The 18,680-nt window shown below is 35.5% G+C and carries 26 protein-coding genes; all 26 read left to right on the plus strand.

The window, feature by feature from the left end; translation table 11 throughout:
* Nucleotides 1–292: 292 nt before the first annotated feature.
* Complete coding sequence (locus ACLBXA_RS28780) at nucleotides 293–502, plus strand: hypothetical protein (protein WP_033699651.1); 210 nt, start codon at nucleotides 293–295, stop codon at nucleotides 500–502.
* Nucleotides 503–623: 121 nt separating this feature from the next.
* The gene (locus ACLBXA_RS28785) at nucleotides 624–917 is read left to right on the plus strand and encodes a hypothetical protein (RefSeq protein ID WP_447617705.1); all 294 of its coding nucleotides are present in this window, start codon (nucleotides 624–626) and stop codon (nucleotides 915–917) included.
* A gap of 11 nt (nucleotides 918–928) precedes the next feature.
* The gene (locus ACLBXA_RS28790) at nucleotides 929–1,192 is read left to right on the plus strand and encodes a hypothetical protein (protein WP_447617706.1); all 264 of its coding nucleotides are present in this window, start codon (nucleotides 929–931) and stop codon (nucleotides 1,190–1,192) included.
* Nucleotides 1,193–1,417: 225 nt separating this feature from the next.
* Complete coding sequence (locus ACLBXA_RS28795) at nucleotides 1,418–1,588, plus strand: hypothetical protein (protein WP_447617707.1); 171 nt, start codon at nucleotides 1,418–1,420, stop codon at nucleotides 1,586–1,588.
* Between the two features lie 23 nt (nucleotides 1,589–1,611).
* Entirely contained in the window at nucleotides 1,612–2,085 is a 474-nt protein-coding gene (locus ACLBXA_RS28800; RefSeq protein ID WP_447617708.1) for an ArpU family phage packaging/lysis transcriptional regulator, read from the plus strand.
* On the plus strand, nucleotides 2,082–2,624 hold the full coding sequence (locus ACLBXA_RS28805) for a tyrosine-type recombinase/integrase (RefSeq protein WP_447617709.1): 543 nt from the start codon (nucleotides 2,082–2,084) through the stop codon (nucleotides 2,622–2,624). Before ACLBXA_RS28800 ends, ACLBXA_RS28805 begins: the two co-directional genes overlap by 4 nt.
* A gap of 295 nt (nucleotides 2,625–2,919) precedes the next feature.
* Nucleotides 2,920–3,369, plus strand: coding sequence for a hypothetical protein (locus ACLBXA_RS28810; protein ID WP_447617710.1), 450 nt, complete (start codon nucleotides 2,920–2,922; stop codon nucleotides 3,367–3,369).
* Nucleotides 3,370–3,734: 365 nt separating this feature from the next.
* Nucleotides 3,735–3,899, plus strand: coding sequence for a hypothetical protein (locus tag ACLBXA_RS28815; protein ID WP_180325368.1), 165 nt, complete (start codon nucleotides 3,735–3,737; stop codon nucleotides 3,897–3,899).
* A gap of 32 nt (nucleotides 3,900–3,931) precedes the next feature.
* Entirely contained in the window at nucleotides 3,932–4,183 is a 252-nt protein-coding gene (locus ACLBXA_RS28820; protein WP_447617711.1) for a hypothetical protein, read from the plus strand.
* 90 nt (nucleotides 4,184–4,273) lie between these two features.
* Nucleotides 4,274–4,447 (plus strand): hypothetical protein, encoded by a 174-nt coding sequence (locus ACLBXA_RS28825; protein WP_447617712.1) that lies wholly within the window; start codon nucleotides 4,274–4,276, stop codon nucleotides 4,445–4,447.
* Nucleotides 4,440–4,802: an HNH endonuclease gene (locus ACLBXA_RS28830; protein WP_447617713.1), complete on the plus strand. Its 363-nt coding sequence runs from the start codon at nucleotides 4,440–4,442 to the stop codon at nucleotides 4,800–4,802. Before ACLBXA_RS28825 ends, ACLBXA_RS28830 begins: the two co-directional genes overlap by 8 nt.
* 160 nt (nucleotides 4,803–4,962) lie before the next feature.
* Nucleotides 4,963–5,343, plus strand: a complete 381-nt coding sequence (locus ACLBXA_RS28835; RefSeq protein ID WP_000357492.1) for a phage terminase small subunit P27 family — start codon at nucleotides 4,963–4,965, stop codon at nucleotides 5,341–5,343.
* Entirely contained in the window at nucleotides 5,324–7,096 is a 1,773-nt protein-coding gene (locus ACLBXA_RS28840) for a terminase large subunit (RefSeq protein WP_447617714.1), read from the plus strand. Before ACLBXA_RS28835 ends, ACLBXA_RS28840 begins: the two co-directional genes overlap by 20 nt.
* Nucleotides 7,097–7,111: 15 nt before the next feature.
* Nucleotides 7,112–8,326 carry a phage portal protein gene (locus ACLBXA_RS28845; RefSeq protein WP_098015081.1) on the plus strand — a complete coding sequence of 405 codons (1,215 nt, stop codon included), beginning with the start codon at nucleotides 7,112–7,114 and terminating at the stop codon, nucleotides 8,324–8,326.
* Nucleotides 8,304–9,059, plus strand: a complete 756-nt coding sequence (locus tag ACLBXA_RS28850; protein ID WP_447617715.1) for a head maturation protease, ClpP-related — start codon at nucleotides 8,304–8,306, stop codon at nucleotides 9,057–9,059. Before ACLBXA_RS28845 ends, ACLBXA_RS28850 begins: the two co-directional genes overlap by 23 nt.
* Nucleotides 9,056–10,243: a phage major capsid protein gene (locus tag ACLBXA_RS28855; protein ID WP_059303835.1), complete on the plus strand. Its 1,188-nt coding sequence runs from the start codon at nucleotides 9,056–9,058 to the stop codon at nucleotides 10,241–10,243. The genes ACLBXA_RS28850 and ACLBXA_RS28855 overlap by 4 nt, the downstream gene beginning before the upstream one ends.
* Entirely contained in the window at nucleotides 10,221–10,520 is a 300-nt protein-coding gene (locus ACLBXA_RS28860; RefSeq protein WP_447617723.1) for a fibronectin type III domain-containing protein, read from the plus strand. The genes ACLBXA_RS28855 and ACLBXA_RS28860 overlap by 23 nt, the downstream gene beginning before the upstream one ends.
* An 8-nt stretch (nucleotides 10,521–10,528) precedes the next feature.
* On the plus strand, nucleotides 10,529–10,804 hold the full coding sequence (locus ACLBXA_RS28865) for a head-tail connector protein (protein ID WP_098015078.1): 276 nt from the start codon (nucleotides 10,529–10,531) through the stop codon (nucleotides 10,802–10,804).
* Nucleotides 10,791–11,138, plus strand: a complete 348-nt coding sequence (locus tag ACLBXA_RS28870; protein WP_141493392.1) for a phage head closure protein — start codon at nucleotides 10,791–10,793, stop codon at nucleotides 11,136–11,138. Before ACLBXA_RS28865 ends, ACLBXA_RS28870 begins: the two co-directional genes overlap by 14 nt.
* Nucleotides 11,126–11,563, plus strand: coding sequence for an HK97-gp10 family putative phage morphogenesis protein (locus ACLBXA_RS28875; protein WP_000852721.1), 438 nt, complete (start codon nucleotides 11,126–11,128; stop codon nucleotides 11,561–11,563). Before ACLBXA_RS28870 ends, ACLBXA_RS28875 begins: the two co-directional genes overlap by 13 nt.
* On the plus strand, nucleotides 11,560–11,919 hold the full coding sequence (locus ACLBXA_RS28880; protein ID WP_447617716.1) for a structural protein: 360 nt from the start codon (nucleotides 11,560–11,562) through the stop codon (nucleotides 11,917–11,919). The genes ACLBXA_RS28875 and ACLBXA_RS28880 overlap by 4 nt, the downstream gene beginning before the upstream one ends.
* 13 nt (nucleotides 11,920–11,932) lie before the next feature.
* On the plus strand, nucleotides 11,933–12,517 hold the full coding sequence (locus ACLBXA_RS28885; RefSeq protein WP_447617717.1) for a major tail protein: 585 nt from the start codon (nucleotides 11,933–11,935) through the stop codon (nucleotides 12,515–12,517).
* A gap of 59 nt (nucleotides 12,518–12,576) precedes the next feature.
* Nucleotides 12,577–12,972, plus strand: a complete 396-nt coding sequence (gene gpG, locus ACLBXA_RS28890) for a phage tail assembly chaperone G (RefSeq protein WP_447617718.1) — start codon at nucleotides 12,577–12,579, stop codon at nucleotides 12,970–12,972.
* 17 nt (nucleotides 12,973–12,989) lie between these two features.
* Complete coding sequence (locus ACLBXA_RS28895; RefSeq protein ID WP_000938713.1) at nucleotides 12,990–13,130, plus strand: hypothetical protein; 141 nt, start codon at nucleotides 12,990–12,992, stop codon at nucleotides 13,128–13,130.
* Between the two features lie 15 nt (nucleotides 13,131–13,145).
* Nucleotides 13,146–18,161, plus strand: a complete 5,016-nt coding sequence (locus tag ACLBXA_RS28900; protein WP_447617719.1) for a phage tail tape measure protein — start codon at nucleotides 13,146–13,148, stop codon at nucleotides 18,159–18,161.
* A gap of 39 nt (nucleotides 18,162–18,200) precedes the next feature.
* Nucleotides 18,201–18,680: distal tail protein Dit (locus ACLBXA_RS28905; protein WP_447617720.1), on the plus strand; the 480-nt coding region annotated here is incomplete at its 3' end.

Here is an 18,680-nt window from a genome sequence, read left to right on the forward strand (position 1 = left end):
GTTAAATATTAAGGAATATTCGGATGTGTAAAATTAAAAAAGAGCACCTTCGAACAGTGCTCTTTCTCGGAGTGAATTTAAAACATTTAAGCAGGCCTTATGAAGGTGTATTGAAAAGTGTTCAATACAAAGTATGTCACTTTATAAAAAAAGTGATAAAAAATAAAAGAGCAGCTAGCAAAAGCTAACTGCTCAACCCTTAAAGAAAGGAAGGAATTAATGGGTATATAAAAATTCCTCCATCTACAGTATTGACAAAATATTGAGTTTCATTCAGGAGAGGAAGAAGAAAATGAGGCCACGTAGATTTGAATATTTGATTTCTTATAAGTATTACCAAAAAAACGGTAATGCGGATTGCACGTATTTATTCAATAGCCGTTCGAAACTAAATAGTAGAAAAGATGTCCTGGATCTAATGGATCTGTTAAAAGAAAAATGCAATGCTCATACGGTTGTAATTAATAACATTCAGTTACTAAGAGAGAAAAGAGCATTATAAAACCAAACAAAATAATCCTTTTAATAAAAGTACATTGAAATTTCGCATAAAAGTTAAAGAAGTTGAACAGCATATATGTTGATTGTAGATTTTAAAATATGTTGTATAAAGGAGTTTGAAAATGTTTAATACAGGAGATGTATATCCAAGACCACAAATGTTATTTAATACTAATCAGTATAAATTCGATGTCCCAGCAGGAAAACATTCAGATCCTAAATCAATCAATGCGAATCCTGACAAATGCCTTATTAATTTCAATTGGAAAAGTGATAGTACTAGTAGTCAAGTTTATCTAACTAAGTGTGAATATACATCACCAAGACAATGGGAATTACAATTCTTTAATCCAGATCCAAAGAATGATATCGTAGTTTATGTAAACCCAATAGAGTATTCATTTATTATACAATAAGGAGATCGATTATGGTTGCATTTAAAGCCGAGTCCTTTAGAGGGTTTTACCCTTTAAAACCAGGATTAAATACCATAGACATTGAATTTACAGAGCCTTTAGAAATTGGCCCTATACGTTGGGAATTAGATAAAAATGATACGCCAGTGTTCTTATCTCAAATTATTTTTAAGGATTATAAAAAATTAACATTACATTTATTTTGCTTAACTAGTACACCTGATATTAAGTTGAATATTGGATTTTACATTCCATATAATCCATATATTTTATAAATTTTTTTGTAAGAAACAAGTATTTAAGATTAATTTGAAATGTTCAACATGGGGTAGAAAGATATTTGTAATAATGTCAGCTATGTAAGCGAACTATTTCTTTTGAAAAGTTAATAAAGAAAATATAGTCTGGCTAGAAAACTAGAGGACACCAATTCATTAAAGCAGCAATTAAAGCTGTTTTAGGAATAGGTGTCTTTTTTATTTTGAAAAGGGAAATGGGGAATGAAAGCGTTAAAGGATCCGCTACGTGAATGGAAAAAGCAATCAAAACAAGCAAAGAAGAAAAACAAGAAAAAACAAAAAGAAAAATTAAGTACCCGTGACATTGAAGATTTAATGGGAATTCGTGGGCCACGCTATGAGCGTAGACGTGGAGCACTAAGACAAAAGTAAGATTAATTAAGGAGGAACTCAAAATGAGAGAACAGTTATTTTTTAATATGCCAGTTGTAGATACAAAGAAAACAAAGAAAGCGGTAGAAGAAGTACTGGGGAGTTATCGTGAGTATTTGAATACATTGCCAAGTAATTTAATGCCGAAAGTAACGACAATGTTTTCAGAGGTTCCTCCGACATTTACAAATCAGTTTCATAGTTCTACTGAAGATATTGCTATTGAACGAATTGAATTAGAGCAGCAAAGAAAAGAATACATGGATTGGGTACATCAAGCTGCGAATACGCTAAAACCTGATGAAAGATATATTATTTTTAAAAGTTATATGGAAGAAGAAATTGAATCAGACTTAAATATTTGGCTTGAATTAGGCGTAGGAAAAACAAAGTATTATAAGTTAAAAGGTTCAGCGTTACTACGTTTAGCGTTTAATTTAAAAGTGGAAGTATACAAGAAGAAAGCAAAACGTAAGGAGGGGGTGAAGAATGTATGAATCTTGTTCAGCCCATTAGAGATAGGGAAGCAATTAAGGAAATGAAGGAGTTTTTCAAGGAGCAGAATGAAAGAAACTACATTCTGTTCCTTCTTGGTATTAATACAGGATTACGCATATCAGATATATTACGTCTTCGTATTCGCGATGTGGAGGGTTGGAGTATCTTTATTCGTGAAAAGAAAACAAAGAAGGTAAAGGAAGTGAAGATGCCTCCAGATTTAAAGAAGGCAATACGTGAGTATGCGAAGGGGCGACCGAAAAATGAATTTCTTATTAAGAGTAGGAATGGTAAGAATAAGCCAATCACTCGATCCATGGCCTACGTCATATTAAACCAAGCAGCAAAAGAGTTTGGTTTAGAACGTATTGGGACGCATTCTCTCCGAAAAACATATGGATACCATCACTACAAGCAGTTTAAAGATGTAGCAGTGTTACAACAAATGCTCAACCATACAGATCAAAAAGAAACACTAAGATACATTGGGATAGAACAAGATACGCTAAATGATTATCAAAAGAAATTTAAAATCTAGAGACCTATATTTTTTTAGGTCTTTTTTGAATTAGCTACAAAAGAAAAGTGTCAAATTCATTTTGAAGAATTAAAGCAAAGCCTTGTTACTCTAGGGAAAAACGGAAGAGGTCAATTCAACACTCTATGGTTTATAGTGAATTCGTTTTTAGAGATTATTTATCTAAAAGATTAAAAAGTATATAAAAAGAAGGATAATTTGTAATGAAAAAAGGAAAGTGATCCCGAAAATCGGAAGACCTTGGAAATTGATATGATATAATTGGAAAGAATTATTAATAAAGGAGTGTTTTAGTTTGAATATTTCTAATCGAAAAAGATTTGAAGCAATCGATACAATATTTACTGGTTTTACTAATTTTTTTATTGTGAATCCTGTTAAGGAAACTCCTATTTATAAAGAATTTGAAATATTAGGTTTAAAGGATAACACGGAAGAGATTAGAAAGATAACGGCAGAGATAGGTGAGATTTTAAGTAGTCGCAGTAATGAGGATTTTTTAAGTGGGTTTAGCAGTCCACAATATAAAGCCTTAAGTGCAAAAGTAGACAAGTTATCTGAGGAAAAAGCTTGCTTTGGTAATGTGAAAAAAGAGTATAATATCTTAACTGAAGAAATCAAGGTAACAATAGAAACAGCAAATGAAGTTAAAAAATTTGTTTATGGTTCAGAAGATACAATGGATGATTTACTAGATTATATGCAAAATCTAAGTAAGGTAGCTAGGGAAGAATATCAAAAATAAAACGCGAACTATTTGCGAACTATTTACGGACTCTTTTTGGATTTTGACATGTTATATTTGTATTGTGAGAAGTGGCGGAAAACACAACTCATAAAGATTCCTTTATAATCTATATGTTGTCTAAACGGTTTCATAATGACGGCACATAAAATCCGAAACCAGCAGATGGTAATGATTGAATGATACCGTTATTAAGGAGAGCTTTTGCTCTTCTTCCAATTACTTAATGGTGTTGGCGCAGATGAATGTAAAAATATTAGGTAACTGGAAAAAGAATAAAACTTCACGTACCACAATCGAAATACAAATCAATAATTGAAAGAAAAGCATCCATTTGGGTGCTTTTTATTTTGGAGGGATAAAAAATGGATAATCAATATCCTGAAAAGAGAGTTGCTGAATTAGAAAAAAGTATTAGTGATTTACAAAGAGATAAAGATAAATTGGTTGAAACGATAAATGTTATGTCAGATAGCATAGAGGGAATAAAGCAAACTATTATTCACCTTGAAGGTTTGGTTCGGAAGTAGATAAATACTGATGAAGAAGGAGGGAGAACAGAATGGCTAATAACAAATTGAAGATTAGTATTGATGCTAATACATCAGAAGCGTTAAAACAAATGAAGGAAGTAACTGAAGCTGCTAATGAATGTGTGACCGCATTAGAGAAGTTGGAAAAGGTTATGGGAAAGTTTAATAAGGATGACGATGTGCTTAAATTTAATGTGCCTTTGATTTTAAACGGTAGAGCAATAGCTGAGGATACTAAACGAATTCAACAAGATATAATCCGAGCGACGCCGTTTGTTTAAATTAATAACAATTCTTGTAGGCGCCTTGTTTTGTTGTTGGGGAAAGATAAGTGCAAACGTGTTGCATTTAAATGTAAGGAGTGAGGATGGATGTGTGAGCATAAGTACCGTGTGTTAGATAGTGAGACTATTTCTTTTCATTCTGATAATAAGCGATTCATTAAAGGAGTATCAGCTACCTTCTATTGCGAGAAGTGTCTTGATATTCAACACCGAGAGAAGCGAATTGATATAGATATGATAGAGGTAAAGGGAAGTGAATGAATATAACACCAAGCAACAACGAAAGTTCTACGATAAATACAAACGAGATAAAGAAGCAAAGAAGTTCTATGATAGCACAGCTTGGCGAAGGTGTAGGGAGTTAGCATTGATACGAGACAGTTACCGTTGCCAAGAGTGTATGAAGCATGATCCATTGATACCAGTACCTGCTGATATGGTCCATCATATCAAAGAAAGAAGTGAATATCCTGAACTTGCATTAACATTAGATAACTTAATTAGTTTATGTAATGCATGTCACAACAAAGAACATCCTGAAAAGGGTGGAGGGAAAAAGAAAAATAAAAGAAAGATTCAGTTCGTAAAAGTAAAAGCGAACAAAGAATTCATATAGCCCCCCTCCTTTTATTGTTCAGAGCCGTTTCCACCCAGACCGGACGCCTCCTTCGTGGGTAGCGCAAGTGATGTTTCTAAAGGGGGGGAAGCCTGAAAATAAGAGCTATTTATTTCTGAATCGGTACTTTTTATCCATAAAATGTAAGTGAGGTGATATCGTGGATAAAGGATTGATTGAGAGGAAACCGCCTACGCATTTAAAAAAGGTAGGAAAAGATACTTGGATTCGTATTTGGTCTGTTTTAGAAGTTGAAGGAAAGGCTGACATCAACGATCCTATTGTAGTTGAAGCGATTGCCTTCAGTTATCAAATGTTTAGAGAGATGGCAGCTAACGTTAAAAAAGAAGGCCTGACGATGGAGTATACAAATAAAGCTGGTGCTACAAATCTGACTAAGCACACTTTGATACCAGAGATACCTAAATATTTACAACAGATTCGACAATATTTAGGGGAGCTAGGGTTGACTGGGGCAAGTCGAAAAAAGCTTCAGGAAGAGCTAACTGGAGATTCTGATGATGATTACGACAACTTCTAAGCCCTCTGAAATAGCTAAGTGGTATAAAAATTGGCGAAATGAGCAGATACAGCATTTTAATATTCTGGTAGATCCATCTCCTGAACTAAGAACAACTTGGTATGCAGAACAAGTTGTGAAAGGAAACATAATAGCTAGTAAGAAAAATGTCTTGTCTTGTCAACGTCATCTAAACGATTTGAGGAGACAGGGGACTGAGGAGTTCCCTTGGGTTTTTGATGAAGAAAAAGCGCATCGACCTATACGATATATAGAAAAGTTTTGTCGTCCATCAAAAGGTGATTATAAAAGGTTGGTTCTTCAACCGTGGCAACACTTTGTTATAGGTTCTTTGTATGGATGGATTCATAAAGATACAGGTTATAGGCGCTTTCGTGAGGGCCTTATTTTTATTGGACGTAAAAATGGAAAAACTACAATGATTTCTGGTTTATCTAATTATGCTGTTGCTAAAGATACTGAACCAGGTGCTCGTGTTTATGTTTTAGCAAATACAAAACAACAAGCTGGGGAGTTATTTGATGAAAGTCGTGCAATGGTTCAAAAATCACCCCTTCTTCGGAAACATTTACGCGAAAATCAGAAAGGTATTTTCCATGATAAAACGCATTCTAAAATTGAACCTCGTGCATCCGACAGTAAGAAACTAGACGGATTAAATACACATCTTGGTATTTTTGATGAAATACATGAATTCAAAAACTTTAAGTTAATTAATGTTATAAAAAAATCACGTGGTGCACGTAAACAACCAATGATTGTTTATATCACTACGGCAGGATATCAGCTTGAAGGACCACTTGTTCAATACTATGAAATTGCAACTGATGTTTTGGAAGGAGTTATCGAGCAAGATAGAAAGTTTTATTTCATGGCCGAAATGGATAGTGTGGATGAAATTGAGAATCCTGAACTATGGATTAAAGCAAATCCTAATATGGGAGTTTCGCTAGATCTTCCATCGCTTATTGATGACTGGAATACAGACAAGCATACAGATGCGGAAAAGAATGACTGGATTACAAAACAATTTAACATCTTTGTTGATAATGATGAAATGTCCTTTGTAGGTATTGAGATATTAAAAAGAAATGAAGAGGTTATTGATATAAAGGCATTAGCTGGTAAAGAATGTGTTGCAGGTTATGATTTATCCGCAACAGAAGATTTTACAAGTGCTTGTTTAGAGTTCCCTTTAGAGGATGGAAATGTTTTTGTGCTATCTCATAGTTGGGTTCCGCAGGCTAAAGTTGATCGTGATAACGAGAATATTAGTTTCAAAGAATTTAAAGACAAAGGTTGGCTCACTATTATCCCTGGTGAGTATGTGAAATATGAGTATGTGTATGATTGGTTTGTCGAGCAATCTGAACAATATTTTATAAAGAAAATCACTTATGATCCAGCCAATGCTTACCGTTTAAATGAAGATTTGAAAGCATATGGATTTAAAACCGAACCAGTTCGACAAGGGCATTTAACTTTAAGCCCAGCATTAAAGGATGTAAAAGAATTGTTGTTGGATGGAAAAATAATCAGTAATAAAAACCGTCTTTTTCGTTGGTATATGAATAATGTAAAGCTTGTGGAAGACAGAAACGGGAACTTTTTACCATCTAAACAGAGTAAATATCGAAAGATTGATGGATTTGCAGCGTTTTTAAACGCTCATACGGAAGTAATCCCTATGTTATCTCAATTACAAGGTGATGGAAATATTGAATTTATATCAGTTAACGATCTTTTTAAATAGAAAGGCGGTGAGAAATTGAAACTGATTGATCGTGTTAAGGGAGCAATCAAAGGAGCTTCATTGGGATGGAAAGGTGCTGGATATGACTTCACTTCATGGTTTGGAAGGAAGTTTTGGGGTATTGATAATGCAAAGTTAGCTACAAATGAGACGATTTTTAGTGTGATTAGCAGATTATCTAATACGGTAGCATCTTTGCCATTAAAGCTCTATAAGGATTATGACACTGTTGTTAATCAAGTGTCTGATGTTGTGATGAATGAACCTAATCCAAACATGACCGGATTTGAATGGATAAATAAAATTGAAGTTTCAAGAAATGAAACTGGAAATGGATATGCAGCTATCATTCGTGATATTAGATTTCAAGTAGAATCATTAATCCCTATTGAGTCTGCTTATGTAACGCCTTTTTTAAATACGGATGATAATAATTTGTGGTATGAGGTACGTGGAATTGAAGGAACGTATTACATCCACAATATGAACATGTTTCATGTCAAACACATCACAGGTATTTCAAGATGGAAAGGTATTTGTCCCATTGATGTTTTGAGAAATACTCTTGAATATGATAAGGCAGTACAAGAATTTAGTTTGTCAGAAATGCAGAAAAAAGATAGTTTTATTTTGGATTATGCGACGCAGGTAGATAATGAAAAGAGACAAAAAATCATTGATGATTTTAGACGGTTTTATCAAGAGAATGGTGGTATTTTATTTAGGGAACCAGGTGTCAATATAGAAGAAATGGAGCGGAAATACTTCGCTTCAGACACGTTAGCATCGGAACGAATTACACGTTCAAGGGTTGCTAACGTTTTTAATGTTCCGGTTACATTTTTAAATGACACGGAAGGGCAAAGTTATAGCAGTAATGAACAGTTGATGATTCAGTTTGTTCAAATGACTTTGACTCCTATTGTTCGTCAGTATGAGCAAGAAATGAATCGTAAGTTGCTGAATAAAAAAGAACGACAAGAAGGCCATTACTTTAAATTCAACCTTGGAGGGCTGTTAAGAGGTGATACAGCTTCAAGAACAGCTTATTACCAAGCCGCAATTAGGAGTGGATGGTTATCACAAGATGATGTTCGTCAAAAAGAAGATGAACCGCCTGTGGGTGGTAATGCTTCAAAACTTTGGGTAAGTGGTGATTTATATCCGATTGATATGGACCCAACTCAACGGAAGGGGGTGAAAAACAGTGGCAAAGAACAAACAGAATAAGTTTTTCAAAATGAAAGCATCCGCCAATGGTAAAACGGCCGATGTTTTTATTTATGGAGAAATTACAAAGTATGCATGGGAAGAGTATGGAGAAGTATCTTCTATTACGTTCAAAAATGAACTTGATAAATTAGGTGACGATATTGAAACGATTAACCTTTACATCAATAGTCCAGGTGGATCTGTCTTTGAAACGATGGCTATTATCGCAATGTTACAAAGGCATCAGGCGAAGGTAATCTCTTATATTGATGGAATAGGCGCTTCATGTGCGTCAGTATTACCAATGATTTCGGACAAAATTATTATGTATGCTAATTCAATGATGATGATTCACAATGCATGGACATATGCATCAGGAAATGCCGATCAGTTACGTAAAGCAGCGGATGATATTGAACGTATTAACCAATCGATGGTACAACACTATCTAACCCGTGCTGGTGACAAGTTAGATGAAGATACATTAAAACAATTACTAGATGCAGAGACATGGTTATCAGCTGAAGAAGCAATGGGTTATGGACTTTGTGATGAAATTATCTCAGCAAATAATGCAGCAGCATGTCTAGATGAAAAGTGGATGAAGGAATACAAAAATATTCCACAACAATTAGTTAATGCACAAGCTAACATATCATCAAACGAAATGTTAGAACGACAAAAAATTGCCGAAGAAGCGAAAGCTAATGCGGACTATATAAAAACAATTTTAGGAGGAATTCATTCATGAAAATGAAAAATAAATTTCGATTATCCCTTGGTAACTTTCAATACTTTTCAAAAAATACATTATTTGAATTAAAACAAAATTTATCTACTATTGGTCAACAACTCCAAAAAGTAGAGAGTGAACTTTCTCAGAAGGCAATTGATCCATCCGCAACCATGGAAAGTCTACAAACGTTACAACAATCTAAGAAAGATCTTCAAATGCGCTTCAATGTAATTAAAGAACAACATGACACGATGGAAGCTGAACAAAAAGCACAATTTCAAACTCAAACTGGTTTACAATCTATTGAAGATCCAAAGCAAAAGGTAATTGCAGCGAAAGCAGAGTTAGTTCGCGCTACAATTCGCGGTGGTACTTTATCGCAAGAAGCACGAGCAGCTCTTGGTGATAAGAACTCAACAGGTGGAGAAAAAATTCTTCCAAGCACAATGACGAATGAATTATTACATGAACCATTCGTTAAAAATCCATTAAGGGAAGTATCTACATTTACAAGTGTAACGAATCTTGAAATTCCTAAAGTTACATTTACATTAGATGATGATGATTTTATTGCAGATACAGATACAGCGAAGGAACTAAAAGCAGAAGGTGATGTTGTAATATTCGGACGTCACAAATTCAAGGTTTTTGTACCTATCTCAGAAACTATTTTAGCGTCAACAGATACCAACTTAGTACAAGTTGTAGATCAGGCGTTAGAAAGCGGTTTAGCAGCAAAAGAAAAGAAAGTGGCATTTACAACAACTCCTAAAGCTGGAGAAGAATCCATGTCATTCTATAAAGCTGGCATTAAAAGCGTTAAAGGTGCTACTTTATATAAAGCTATTAAGTCGGCAGTTGCAGATTTACATGAAGATTTCCGTGCAAATGCAACTATTGAAATGCGCTACGCGGATTATTTAGAAATAATTGAAACACTGGCTAATGGTAGTGCTACTTTATATAATGCTCAACCAGAACAAGTTTTAGGGAAACCAGTTAAGTTCTGTGATTCAGCAGTGAACCCTATTGTGGGTGATTTCAGGTATTCTCACTTCAACTACGATCCAAATATGATTTATGATCGTGACAAAGATGTGAAAACAGGCATTGAATTATTTGTTTTAACAGCTTGGGTTGATCATAAAATTAAACTGAAATCAGCATTCCGTATCGCTGAAGTACAGACTACACCCTAATCCTCCCCAAGAACCAACAGGATTAAAAGTTGATTCTACAACAGTAACTACGGCCAACATTAGTTGGTCTCCTGTTGTGTATGATGGGGGCATTAGAGAATATCAAATATTACGTAATGGCAAACAAGTAGGAACGTCAGTAGCAACAAGCTATAAAGATATAGGATTAACAGGTGATACAACATATTCTTATCAAGTAAAAGCTGTTGGGAATAACGGATTAAGTTCAAAGTTAAGCGTTGAATTATCAGTGAAAACAAATGCTTCAGGATCGTAGGTGATAGCATGCTGGAGCTTATAAAAGGAAAATTAAAAATTGATGGGAATGAAGAGGATATAGTTATCCAACTTCTAATCGATGGAGCAAAAGAAGCTTTACTAGGTTCTGGTGTTCCTGAAAGTGAAAAGGCCCTTTACAAAATAGCGGTAATTACACATGTTTTATTAAACTATGAGAATCAAGATAAATCATTAAATGTCCCTGCGTTAAAACAGTCATTAGAAACTACTATATTACAATTAAGGGACTATAATAACGGTGATAATCATGAATCCAAGTAAATTAAATAAACGAATAACAATTCAAAAGGAAATTACAAATAAAAAAGATGAAGAAGGGAATCCAATTCCACCAGAATGGAAAGATGTTGTCACTGTTTGGGCAAGAGCAAAAACACCATTTGGAAAGGGATTTAACTATGAAATATTCGCTGGAAATACTGAAAATGCGGTACGTACAGTGAATTTTTTTATGCGATTTCGTAGGGGAATTGATTCGAAAATGCGAGTCTTATATGATGACCGACTCTTTGAAATAAAAGCTGTTGTAGATGTTGATGAACAACATAAAGAGACATGCTTGGTGTGTGAGGAGCGATCTATATGGCAGAAGTAACAACCTTTGGGATACAAGAAGCTATTCAACGTTTTGAAGCTTTAGGAAGAAGTGTAAAAACAATTGAAAACTCAGCATTAAAGAAAGGTGCTGAGGTAGTAAGGGATGCTTTAGAGGTAGAAAGCCCAGTAAGTGCACATCCAAAGCCACCTTCACCAAAAGAATCATGGAGAACAGGTAAACATGCAAAGGACGAGGTGCTTGTCGGAAAAATAAAAACTCGAAATGGAGTCAAATCAATTAGTGTGGGGTGGGAAAGAGATGATAATTCCCCACACTTTTATATGAAGTTCCAAAACTGGGGAACAAGTAAAATGCCACATCCACCACATAAAGGCTTTATTGAGAAGACAGTAACTCACACAGAAGTAAAGGCAGTTCATGAGATGCGAAATGTCTTTGCAACGGCATTGCATATCGTATGAGATTCTTAGAAAAAGATGTGTTACGTGCACTTACAACGCCTTTTATTGTAGAAAAAATTGGTGGAGAATATATCTACAATATGATTCGTGGTGACGATAACGGAAAAACATGGATTACTTATTCTGAGTTAGATAATAGTGCTAGGAGATACACGGAGGGTGCGGAATCTACTAGCACTATTTTATTTCAAGTAGACATTTGGTCTTTTAGCCCTGTTAAGGGTGATTTAAAAGAAGCAGTAAACACTTCTATGAAAAATATAGGATTTCAGCGTATTACAACAGCAAATTTATATGAACCCGATACGAAAATATATCATTATGGTATGAGATTTCGTACAGAATTAAAAATTTAGGAGGAAAACAAATATGGCAATTGCAGTCGATTTTAGAGATTTACATTATGCGATTTTGACAGAAACACCAGATGGTAAGTTTACGTATGCAGTACCTAAGAAAATTGGAGATGCAGTAAGTGGCAAGGCTTCACCTAAAAATGAATCCGTAACGTTCTACGCAGAAGGAGGTCCACTAGCAACAGCAAGCGCCTTTGGTGGTGTGGAGATTGAACTAGAAACAGCGGATATTTCACTATCTACTTACGCTGAATTATTAGGAAAGAAACTAATTAAAGGTCAGGTAATTGATAATGTAAATGATGTTGCTCCATATGTAGCATTATTATATCGTTTACCAAAAGACAATGGGAAAAATCGTTTTTATTGCTACTACAAAACGAAGTTTGAAATTCCTGAAGATGAACACAAGACAGCTGAAGACAAACCGACGTTCCAATCAGCTAAAATTAAATGCAAAGCGATCCAACGTTCAGATGGAAACTGGAGACATCGTTTAGATGAAGAAGAAACTGGATACGATTCAACTGTTGCATCGAACTGGTTTAAAACAGTTCCAACACCACCAACAGAAACAGCACCATCACTTAGCAAATAAAATTATAAAAAGGGTACAGCTTAATGCTGTGCCCTTTATTTATGAAGGGAGATTCAATTATGCAAGAAAATCAAAAAACAGAATTGTTTAAATTGGTTTTAAATCTACCCGTTGGTAAAAAAACTTTCTTTTTACCAACATACATTTCGTCTACTGACGGATTTGAAGCAGCTGAATGGACAGAAAAATTAAATGTTGAAAATGTTCGTTTTGATGTACTAAAAGAAGCTACTCATTTTGTTGTTAAAGTGTTTGGAAATCGATTTACAGCGGAAGAATTTCTTGAGGGAGTACACATTTGGTTTTTAACATCAACTATTTATGCAATTTGTTTAGCAATTGTAGGTCGTATCGCTGAGGCTGTGGCAGTTATTAATGCTATTGATTCAAAGACAAATACAGCAAAAAAAAAGAGACAGAGGAACAGAAAGAACCGTTCAAACCTACAGAAATGATGTTAGGGATATATAGTATGTTACAAGATTCTGGCATGTCCCAAGCGGATATTAATCAGATGGATCTAGTACTTTTCTTTAAAACGTTAGCTTATAAGAAAAAGCAAGAAGATAAAAATGTAGTCCGTACAGCAAATCAAGCACCAGATTGGTTGTAAAGGTAGGTGAGATAAATGGCTGGAGATATGGAAATTGGCGCACGAGTCACGTTGGATACCCAACGTTTTGAAAATGGAGTAGCAGGAATTAATCGTGGTTTACGTTTATTAGATTCAGAGTTCAATTTAACGAGTGAAAGAGCTAGATTACTTGGTAACTCTGTTGAACAGTTACAAAATAAGTTAACTCATTTGAATGAAAAATTCACATTACAGGGACAAAAGGTAGAACATTACCGTCAAAAGATTGAACAAGCAAGACAAAAACAAGAACAATTACAAGCGTCTAATCTAACATTAGCAGCTTCTATGGAGCGACTTGAAACGCAATATGAACAAGCTGTTCAGCAATTTGGACGTAACTCACAAGAAGCAAAACAATTAAAACAAGAGTTAAAACAACTTCAAGCTGAATACACATCTAACGGTCAAGCGCTTCAACGATTAAATACGCAAATCGATAACAATACGATTGCTATGAATCGTGCTGAAACAGCTCAAGAGCGAATTCAAAATGAAATAAGAGAAACGAACCGTGAATTAGCCGAGCAACAAAATCGTCTTCATCGTACCGGAGAACGGATGCGCGATACAGGAAATAAAATGCAAGATGTAGGTGGACAGGTTGGTACTACCTTTGCAGCCATGACTGGGGTTATTGGTGCTGGACTTGCGATGGCTGTAAAGGAATCTATGAATTTTGAGCAGAAGATGGCTGATATTCAAGCAGTTTCTGGTGCAACTGGCGATGAAATGAAGAAAATTAGCGAACTTGCAGTACAGATGGGAGAAAAAACAAAATATTCATCTGTGGAAGCAGGGCAAGGTATTGAAGAGCTAATTAAAGCAGGGGTAAGCCTAACTGACATTATTAACGGCGGTTTAGAGGGTGCCTTGAACTTAGCGACAGCTGGGGAATTAGAATTGGGGGATGCAGCAGAAATTGCTTCTACAGCTTTAAATGCATTTAAGGATGATAACTTATCAGTAGCACAAGCAGCTGATCTATTAGCTGGTGCAGCAAATGCTTCAGCAACTAGTGTTGGAGAAATGAAGTTTGGATTATCAATGGTTTCAGCGGTTGCATCTGGTGTGGGACTTAGTTTTAAAGATACAACAACGGCATTAGCTTTATTTGCACAGAACGGCTTAAAAGGTTCCGATGCAGGTACTTCATTGAAAACCATGCTAGCAAACTTAATTCCAAAATCTAATGAAGCTTACGATATGTTTAGTGATTTGGGATTAATAACAATCGATACTGGCAAAGCAATGCAGTTTCTTGGTGAAAGAGGGATTAAGCCAACTTCAAATTCATTTAAAGATGTAACTGGTTCTTTATCTGAGTACGCAGCAAAACAAGCAGGTGTGAAGGTTGGATCTGAAAAAGCAGAGAAGGCGTTTCAAAAATTAACTTTTGAAACGGGTATTATGACAAATGCCTTTTTCGATTCAAATGGTAATTTGAAAGAAATGTCCGATATTGCTGAAATTCTTCAAATGGCAATGCAAGGATTAACGGCTGAGCAAAGACAGTCGTACATGTATACATTGTTTGGTTCAGATGCTATTCGTGCCGCTAATATTCTTTATAAAGAGGGATCAGATGGTGTGAAAAATATGTATACGGAAATGTCAAAGGTAACAGCATTAGAAGTTGCCGAGACAAAGATGAATACAACAAAAGGAAAAATTGAAGAATTAAGTGGTGCTGTAGATACTCTTAAAAAGTCATTTGGTGATGCGTTATTACCTATTTTAGTTGATGTAGTATCTGGTGTTCAGGGTGTCGTAGATTGGTTTAACAATTTAGATGAATCGACACAACAAATGATTGCAAAAAGTGCTTTATTGGCTTTCGGGATAGCAGGGGTAACAACAGCTGTAGGATTTTTAGCAATGGGGATAGGTGCTTTATTAGCAAACCCGATTGCTTTAGCTATTACTGGAGCTGTTCTTGCTGTAGGGGCGCTAGGTATAGCAATAGTTGATCTGAACGAAAAATCCAAACAGGCACAAAATGATATGGATAAGTTTGGTCAAAGAGTAAGTGACGCAACGAGTAAAGCAGCTGGTGCTTATGTAGATTTAAAAGATAAAGCTATCAATAACATGATGGATTTAAAACTTAAAACAGGTGAAGAAGCGAATAAAGCAGCGGACGAAACCATTAAAGCTTTTCAAAGAATGACAAATGAAGTTATTAAAGAGTTAGAAGGAAAGAAAAGCGAATTCAATAAAATGTTTAGTCAGTTGATGGGAACTGTTCCTGAGGGTGCTAAACAAACCCTAGAACAAGTGAAAAATAATGTCATTGAATCCATTAATAAAGAGATTGAAGTTGCTACACAAGCGGAAAAGATTTTGGAAGAGGGTATTAAAAGGTATCAAGGAGATACCATGAAGATGCCCAAAGATTTCGCTCAAAAATTCGAACAAGCATTACAGGTTGCTGATAAAAACGTTCAACAGTTTTACACAAAAGCAAAGGAAATCACGTCTATTTCGAAAGAGATTGAAGCTGGAGGGATGCTATCTTTAGATGCTGGTAAAAAACGGTTTGAAAGCATCATAAAGGTATATGAAGATGGTGTTAAATCTTTAGAAAAGCAAACCAAAGGTTGGCGCGAAAATGTAGAAAAAGCGTTTAAATTAGGTGAAATTAAACCGGAAGAAAGAAAAGCAACATTAGATGCTATTGCACTTTATGAATCGAAGCATGTAAATGACTTGCAGACAATTAGAAATGATGGATTTAAAGTGTTACAGCAACATATGAAGGAAGAAGATTCAGAAGTTTTGGCATCACAAGCTAAAAGGATAGAAGCAGAAGATAAGGGATGGGGCGAAAGATTCAAAGCGGCATATGGATTCCGTGAAAAATCGGCTGATTTGGAACAACGCTTTAGAAGTGATCAAGAGAAAGCCGAAAAAGATTATCAAGATAAATTGCTTCGATACGAGTTGCAATATGGCAAATCTAAAATTGAAAGTATAGGAATGTATCTTTCTGAATTACAAAAGGGTACAGAATCATCTAGATTGTTAGCCGAATCAATGGCAAAAGAAATTGATGGCAAAATGAAAATTGATTTAGGGCCAGCTGGACAGTTCACAATTGATACATTCTTACAGAAACTTCAAAAGGGTGAATTAGATTCTTCAGCTGTAGCAACCGCAAATGCTAATAAATTAAAAGAAGTTTATAAAGTGGATTTATCACAAAGTGGTATTGAATCCATGCAAAAATGGATTGATGGTATTAAAACAAAAGATACTGGTGAAGTAAGAGAATTCCTAAGTAAGAATATGCAAGGTAATACCACAATTGATTTAGGAATCTACGGGAAAATGACAATGGACTCGTGGATTACAGGACTTCAAACAGGGACTTTATCTTTTGATACTGTATTCCAATTCTTTCAACAAAACGTTAAAAACGGAATGAATGTTGACGCTACTCAAGAAGGTCAGAATAACATTCAAACTTTAATTAATGGAATGCAAATTGGGGCATTATCTTTACCACAAGTCGCACAGACTATGGGGCTAGATATTAAAAGTAATGTTCAAGTGGATCTTGGTGAAGCTGGACAATTTAATGTACAGACACTCGTTCAAGGTATGCAAAACGGCTCCATTAACGCTGAGTTAGCAGCGAAAGCAATTGCTTTACTAGTTGAAAATGGAGCGAAGTTAGATTTAACGCAAGTTGGATCTGATATTAGTCAAACGCAGGCTAATGGTATTTCTGGTAATACAGCTCCTGAGAATGCGGCAACAGGAAAGAAACAAGCCGTAGAGGGTATCATGGGAAGTACTACAGATGGTGGTGGTGGAAGTAAGAGTGGCAGCGAACTAGGGCGAGGGATAATAAGTCAAGATGGTTATATCAGGGGGAGCGCTTTGCAAGTGGTTGCTAGTGCTCATACCGGTTTTAACACAATCAATGGTAACCCAGCAGGTAATCAAGGGGGACAAGGATTCGGGAGTGGTATTGTAAATCAAAAAGGTTATATCAGAGGAAGTGCTCTAGAAGCCGTTACTTCGGCTCATGCTGGTTTTAATACAATCAATGGTACTCCACAAGGTCAAAAAGGTGGTAGTCAGTTTGCGCAAGGCATGGAAAATACAAAAGGGCAAGCGAGATCGAGCGGTTCTAATGTAGCGGAAAGCGGTAATTCTGGTCTGAAAAGCGTTAGTACTACTAGCCCCGGTGAAGCATTTTCTAGTGGATTTGCTAAAGGTATTTCTAATGGAGAATGGAATGTAAAAAATGTAGCGTCAGCTTTAGCTCAAAGTGCTTTTATGGCGTTAAAGGCTACACTTAATGTAAACTCTCCATCAAGATTGACACGTGATCAAGGTGGTAAACCTTTTAGTGAAGGATTTGCACTAGGTATTCAAAAAGGATCTTATATGGCTGAACGTGAGAGTCGTACTCTTGGTTCAAGGGCAAATAATGCTTTAGTAAATGAATTAGCGTTAGGTAGCAGATCGAATAAAATGCTATTTACAGGTGTTCAAATGGCAAACGGAATTGCAGAAGGGGTTAAAACGCAATATTCTGTTGTACGAGATGCATTACAAAATACAGTATCTGGAGCTATTGATAGTATTCGGAGTATAAAACCACAAGAAATATTTAGTTTCCAAGGTGATGATCCATTAACAAAGTATTTTAATGCAATCTTTGTAGATGGAGATTGGCAAAACGATTGGATCACACATATCCCAGAAAGTATGCGTGATATGGTAAGAGAAATTGGGCGTCAAATGGAACGATTCGAAGGGCTTTCAATCCACGATGTGGGCAGCCTTTCTAGATGGAGAGAGGTTCTATCCGATAATCCGAATATCATACAATACAGACCTGACAATGATAATCCAGATAAGCAACCATATATAAAACCAGAACCTACTTATATTGAAATTCCGGTCATACTAGAAGGAAGGGAAATAGCGCGTGTGAGCCATCCGTATGTAACTGAATATCAAAATAGAGCACAAGCAAGAAACTCAGTCTTTTAGATTTGGGTTTCTTTTCTTTTGTGCAAAAGGAGGGAGACAATGAGTTCCTTTGAATTTAATGGAGAAAGAAAAAGTTATATTCATATTGAAAGAGGATGGAATCCTCCAACATGGGCACCTTTAAGGAGGAATTTTCTAAAAACCCCCGGATATCCAGGAGCAAGGTTATTAAGTACAGATACCGAAACCCGTCCTCTTCTTGTACCTGTGGGGGTTATTGTTCCAAATGGGACAAATTTAGAAACATTAAAAGAAGAAATAGCGGAGTGGCTTATTACTGAAAATCCAGCAGAACTGATTTTTGATGTAATGCCTGATAGAACATATATGGCAGTTATAGATGAAGATTTTGATATTGATAAATTTGTGGATATCGGAAAAGGTACTTTGAAATTTATTTGTCCAATGCCTTATAAGTTAGGGAATGAGCAAACGGTTGATTTTGAAAATGATGGTCGAGGGTTAATTGCTAATGTCAAAAACAAAGGCTCTGTGCATTCAAATCCGATTATTGAAATT

The organism is Bacillus sp. D48C, assembly GCF_053345735.1.